Source organism: Aquirufa sp., assembly GCF_044239315.1.
GTDB lineage: Bacteria > Bacteroidota > Bacteroidia > Cytophagales > Spirosomataceae > Aquirufa.
Window position 1 is genome coordinate 25291 of record NZ_JBIIBQ010000030.1, and the last position, 6696, is coordinate 31986.

A 6696-nucleotide genomic window follows, 5' to 3' on the forward strand; every position below is an offset into this window, starting at 1 on the left:
TGATTATGCCAAAATCATACGTTAAGAAAATCTCTAGTCTATTAATCGCTAACCGCGGTGAGATCGCTATCCGAATTATGCGTGCTGCCTCCGAATTAGGAATTCGCACGGTAGCTGTCTACACCTTCGAGGATCGGTATTCTTTGCACCGCTATAAAGCGGACGAGGCCTACCAAATCGGTAAAGACGATGAGCCTTTAAAGCCCTATTTAGATATCGAGGGCTTGATTTCTTTGTGTAAATCGAAGAAAATTGAGGCAATTCATCCGGGTTATGGTTTCCTATCAGAGAATGTGGTTTTAGCGACTCGTTGCCGGGAGGAAGGAATCGTTTTCGTGGGGCCATCTCCCGAAGCGATGAATGCATTAGGGGATAAAGTGGCGGCGAAAGTAGCTGCTTTGAAGGCCAATGTGCCTATGATCGAGGATTCTAAGGGAGATTTATCAGATTATTCTTTGGCCTTATCCGAAGCAAAACGCATTAAATTCCCCGTAATGGTGAAAGCGGCTGCCGGTGGTGGTGGACGTGGAATGCGGGTAGTTAGGTCGGAAGATGAATTAGAAAAGGCGTACCAGGAGGCAAAGAATGAGGCAAAAAATGCTTTCGGAGATGACACCTTGTTTATCGAGAAATTCATTGATGATCCGAAGCACATCGAGGTACAATTATTAGGGGACCAACACGGGAATTTAGTCCATTTGTACGAACGCGATTGTTCAGTGCAAAGACGTTTCCAAAAAGTGGTGGAGATCGCACCCTCTTTTGGTCTTAAAGAAGAGACAAAACAAAAATTATACGCTTACGCGCTTTCCATTGGTAAAGCTGTGAATTATTACAACGCAGGAACGGTGGAATTTTTAGTCGATAAAGACGAAAATATCTATTTCATCGAGGTCAATCCGCGTATTCAGGTAGAACATACGATTACGGAAGAGGTAACGGGCATTGATATCGTTCGTACTCAAATTTTAATCGCCCAAAATTACAAGTTATCCGATCCCGGTATTTTCATTCAAAACCAAGCGGACATCCCATTAAAAGGTTTTGCCATCCAATGCCGTATCACTACGGAGGATCCTGCAAACGGTTTTAAGCCCGATTTTGGAACGATCATCGCGTACCGTAATGCAGCCGGTTTCGGGATTCGTTTGGACGAAGGATCGTCCTATCCTGGGGTAAAAATTTCCCCTTATTTCGATTCCATGTTAGTGAAGGTATCTGCTAAAGGCCGCACGCTTCGCGGTGCGTCCGAACGCTTAAACCGCGCCCTAACCGAATTCCGAATCCGTGGGGTAAAAACCAACATCCCGTTCTTGCGCAATGTGATCACGCACCCCGTCTTCCAAGAAGGCCATTGTACGGTGCCTTTCATCGCGACACACCCGGAATTATTTAATTTTAAGCCAACCCGCGACCGCTCTACAAAAGCGATTCGCTACCTAGGTGAGGTGATTGTCAACGGAAATCCGGACGTAAAAGTGAAGCCAACGGCTCCATTCCGCCCTGCCATTATCCCATACGTGGATCCAATGGCGGTTTATCCGAAAGGAAACAAACAATTATTAACCGAAATGGGTCCGGAGAAATTTGCTCAGCACATCCGTGATTCAAAGCAAATCTACTTCACAGATACGACCTTCCGGGACGGACACCAATCGCTGTTAGCGACGCGTGTGCGGACTCAAGATATGTTAGCTGTGGCGGATGGTTTTGCGAAATCCTTTCCTCAATTGTTCTCGATGGAGGTTTGGGGTGGTGCGACCTTCGATGTGGCGATGCGTTTCTTGCAAGAATCACCTTGGAAGCGCCTTCAGGAGTTCCGTGAGGCCATGCCGAATATGCTTTTGCAAATGCTCTTCCGCGGTTCTAATGCCGTGGGTTATTCAGCCTATCCGGATAATTTAATTGAAAAATTCGTGGAGAAATCCTCCGAAGCGGGTGTCGATGTCTTCCGAATTTTCGATTCTTTAAACTGGATCGAGGCGATGAAAGTGTCGATAAAGGCAGTTCGTGAACGCACGCCAGGCATTGCAGAAGTGGCTATTTGTTACACAGGGGATATGTTTACGAATCCCAAATACAATTTGCAGTACTACCTTGATATGGCGCGTCAAGTGGAAGACGCTGGCGCACACATTTTGTGTTTGAAAGATATGGCCGGTCTTTTACGTCCCTTCCAAGCAGAGAAATTAATATCAGAGTTAAAGAAAGTCATTTCGATACCAGTACACTTGCACTCACATGATACGGCCTCAGTTCAATCTGCTACCTATTTAAAATCAATTGAGGCAGGTGTAGATATTCTAGATGGGGCTATCGGAGCGATGTCTGGATTGACATCACAGCCTAATTTGAATTCCTTAGTGGCCATGATGCAGGGTCACCCGAAGGCATCTGATTTAGATCTAAATCTGTTGAACGAATACTCGAATTATTGGGAGGCTGTACGTTACATGTATGCTCCGTTTGAATCGGAATTGAAGTCTGGTACAGCTGAGGTGTACAATAATGAGATACCAGGTGGCCAGTACACGAACTTGCGTGGACAGGCGATTTCACTCGGAGTGGGGGATAAGTTTGAACAATTGAAGCATAATTATTCGGAGGCCAACACGCTTTTTGGTGATATTGTTAAAGTCACTCCATCCTCGAAAGTAGTAGGGGATATGGCGATTTTTATGACCGCTAATTCGTTAACGGCGGAGGATGTATATGCCAAAGGCTCTACCTTATCTTTCCCAGAGTCCGTAAAAGACTTCTTTAAAGGCGGCCTAGGCCAACCTTACCAAGGATTCCCTAAACAATTGCAAGAGATTGTCTTAAAAGGGGAGCATGCCATCGAAGGACGTCCAAACGACCATTTGGCTCCCATCGACTTCGATGCAGACTTTAAGTCCTTCACGAAGAAATTCCCGGAGGCTGAAGACGGATTCTTTGATTACTTGTCTTATAAAATGTATCCGAAAGTCTACGAAGATTATTACAAGAATTCGGCCCTATTCGGTGAATTATCAGCTCTTCCTACACCCGCCTTTTTCTATGGCTTGAAGCAGGACGAGGAGATTATGATTACCATTGAGCCGGGTAAGACGATCATCGTTAAGTTCTTGTACATGTCAGAACCGGACGAATCAGGTCTTCGCAATGTCACATTTGAATTGAATGGCCAGGCACGCCGGATTAAGATTTTGGACAAAAACGTCAAAGTTGAACGCGCACAACACGCAAAAGCGAAGGCAAAAGGGGATATCGGCGCTCCATTGCAAGGCAGATTATCCCGTATCTTGGTAAAACCAGGCGATGAGGTGAAATTAAACGCACCACTTTACGTAATCGAAGCGATGAAGATGGAATCGATCGTCTCAGCGCCATTCGAAGGAATTATCGGTAACGTAGTATTAACAGAAGGAACAGTGGTGGAGCAAGACGACTTAGTATTGACTTTGGAAGAGGCAAAACTACCAGAACCGAATGTAGAGGAATATTTATTTGTGTATGGAACCTTGCGTCGCGACTGTGGAAACGATTTACACCGCTTAATCGCACGTAATTCGGACTATATCGGCATGGCGACCTACCAAGGCCAAATGTACCAAGTGGCCGATTATCCCGGTATTATTCCCTCATCAGATGCGAAAGACCAAGTAGTAGGTGAATTGTATTTATTGTCCAATACGATCAAATTATTGAACGTTTTAGATGAGTACGAGGAATACAATACGGAAAAACCAGCGGAAAGTATTTTTGTTCGTGAGCAGGTAAAGGTGAGCCTAAAAGGTAAAGAAATCGAATCTTATGCGTATTTATACAATAAAAAAATTGACCCTAAAACGCGAATTGCGTCTGGGGACTATGTAAAAGGCTAATGAAAAAAATCGCTCTTTTTTGTTTGTTGACATTTGCAGCGCAGGCTCAAAATCCGCTTTTAAAAGCACATGCACACAATGATTACGAACATGAGAGGCCTTTTTTTGATGCGTTTCAGCTAGGTTTTGGTTCAATCGAGGCGGATGTGTACGCAGTAAATGGCGAGTTATTAGTGGGGCATGAACGCTCCCAGCTACGTCTGAATCGCAACTTGAAGGATTTGTATATCGATCCCATTATTCGGGTTTTAAAAGCAAATAAAGAGGGTAATTTTCACCAATTATTGATTGATTCGAAGACTTCATCAGACTCTACTTTGCTGCTGATTATCGCTGCTTTGAAGCCCCATGCAGAAATCATACAGAAAAAGGGATTCCGTATCGTGATCTCTGGAAATCGCCCTAAACCGTCTCAATATATTGAATCCCCTGCTTGGATTACGTTTGATGGACGTTCGGATGAACATTTTCCCACGAATAAAGTGATTTTGGAGAGTGAATCCATGTTAAAATTTGGTTTTTGGGGTGGCCAAGGGCCTATTCCCGCCGCTTTGAAGGAAAAACTCAAAAACTACGTCGATCAAGTTCACGCGAATGGCCGAAAAGTCCGTTTGTGGGCTACGCCAGATTCTCTTTTAGGATATCAGGCTTTGATAGACATCGGTGTGGATTATATTGGCACGGATAAACTCAGTTTGTTAGCAGATTATTTGAAATTCGGCGAGAGTAAATAAGTCGAAGATAAAGCTTTTACAATAAAACCTATTTATATGAAAACGAGACGCGAATTCTTGGCTAAATCAGCCTTTTTTACTTTGGCAACCACATTTCCTATTTCCCTATTTGCTGCCAAAAAAACATATTCATTAGGCTACTCAGCTATTACCTGGAGTGGGCAAGATGAGCAGGCAATTAAAGATATTTCTTCCTTAGGATTTAAGGGAATTCAATTGCGTGCGAATACCTATGCGAAATACAAAGACAATACGGCTGCCTTAAAAGCACTATTGGATCAATCTGGCTTACAATTATGCATGTTCTCAAGTGGCAATGTGGAGATAGATCCGGCTAAAGTAGAAGCCTCTATCGCTCAGCACGTTAAGCATGCGGCATTTGTGAAAGCCTTAGGTGGTACTTCGATCCAATTGACTAATTCCCTACGAAAGAAAGGGGTAAAGCCGGAAGAAAAAGACTTGATTCGATTAGCAGAGGTGATGAACGAAATCGGTGCTAAAACGAAAGAATTGGGCATTCAAGCCACTTACCATAACCACATGGACCAGTTTGGGGAAACGCCAGAGGAGGTAGATTTACTGGTAACTCACATGGATTCTTCTAAAATCAAATTGCTTTTAGATGTGGCACATTATTTTCAAGGGGGAGGTAATCCAGCGGAAGCTGTCTTGAAATACCGCAAAGTGTTGCACTCTTTCCACATGAAGGATGTGCGTCAAACAGAGCCTCGTTACCGTTTTGTTGAATTAGGACAGGGAAAAGTTAATTTAGAAGAGGTGTTTGCTAACTTGGATAAAATCAAATTCAAAGGCTTTGCCATCGTGGAATTAGATGCTGTCCCTGATACAGGTAAAACGCCACTAAGTTGTGCTGAAACGAGTAAGGAATTTTTAAAATCTAAAATTCAGTATCCTTTTTCTTAAATTGCAGCCTAATTTAAAATCAAATGGCGAGTAAAAAGGATCCTGCAATTGGATTTATCTTCATCACTTTATTAATTGATGTTCTTGGAATAGGGTTAATTATCCCGGTTTTACCTAACCTAATCAAGGGTTTTGTAGGAGGGGATATTTCCGTAGCCTCACAATACGCCGGCTGGTTAATGGCTTCTTATGCCATTATGCAATTCCTGTTTTCTCCCGTTTTAGGAGGATTATCAGATCAAGTGGGTCGACGCCCGGTGATTTTAGCCTCTTTGTTTGGCTTTACGATTGATTATTTAGTCTTGGCTTTTGCGCCTAATATTGTGTGGTTATTCATTGGGCGAATTATGTCTGGGATCACTGGAGCCAGTTTTACAACGGCTCAAGCCTATATTGCGGATGTTTCTAAACCGGAAGATCGCGCGAAGAATTTTGGGGTAGTAGGAGCAGCCTTTGGTGTAGGTTTTATCATTGGGCCTGCTGTAGGAGGTATGTTAGCCTCCTATGGAGACCGTATTCCATTCTTTGCAGCGGCTGGTTTAACCTTAATCAATGGAATTTATGGCTATTTTGTACTGCCTGAATCCTTAGCAAAATCGAATCGCCGTCCTTTTGATATCAGTCGTGCAAACCCATTAGGGTCCTTAAAAAATTTAACTAAATACCCTCTAATTGCCGGTTTAGTAGGCGGCTTTTTCTGCTTGCAATTAGCCGGTCAGGTGCACCCCAGCACGTGGTCGTATTTTACGATGAAGGTTTTTGGTTGGACACCAGATCAGGTAGGTTATTCCTTAGCTTTTGTGGGATTAATTGTAGCAATTGTGCAAGGAGGTTTAGCTCGCGTAATTATGCCCAAACTGGGGGAAATAAAAGCGATCTCCTACGGTTTACTCCTGTACGGAATCGGTTTCTTTATGTTTGCCTATGCGACTAAGTCTTGGATGATGTATGCCTTTATGATTCCTTTCGGTTTAGGAGGAATTGCTGGGCCAGCACTCCAAAGTCTCATTACCCAGCAAGTAGGTCCTGACGAACAAGGGGAGTTGCAAGGTGGATTAACCAGTTTACAGTCGATTACGACCATTTTTGGACCCTTATTAGCCTCGAATCTTTTTGCTTATTTCGCTTCAGAAAAAGCCCCAATATTGTTTCCTGGTGCAGCTTTCTTCATG

General features: G+C 43.5%; 4 protein-coding genes. All 4 read left to right on the plus strand.

Features of this window, described 5'->3' with window-relative positions; all coding sequences use genetic code 11:
- The first annotated feature begins 5 nt into the window (after nucleotides 1-5).
- Nucleotides 6-3866 carry a pyruvate carboxylase gene (locus ACILP5_RS10220; protein WP_395618550.1) on the plus strand — a complete coding sequence of 1287 codons (3861 nt, stop codon included), beginning with the start codon at nucleotides 6-8 and terminating at the stop codon, nucleotides 3864-3866.
- A complete protein-coding gene (locus ACILP5_RS10225) occupies nucleotides 3866-4600 on the plus strand; it encodes a hypothetical protein (RefSeq protein WP_395618551.1) in 735 nt (244 codons plus the stop codon). The genes ACILP5_RS10220 and ACILP5_RS10225 overlap by 1 nt, the downstream gene beginning before the upstream one ends.
- A gap of 36 nt (nucleotides 4601-4636) precedes the next feature.
- Nucleotides 4637-5524, plus strand: a complete 888-nt coding sequence (locus tag ACILP5_RS10230) for a sugar phosphate isomerase/epimerase family protein (protein ID WP_395618552.1) — start codon at nucleotides 4637-4639, stop codon at nucleotides 5522-5524.
- Between the two features lie 23 nt (nucleotides 5525-5547).
- On the plus strand, nucleotides 5548-6696 hold a 1149-nt coding region (locus tag ACILP5_RS10235), incomplete at its 3' end, for a TCR/Tet family MFS transporter (protein WP_395618553.1).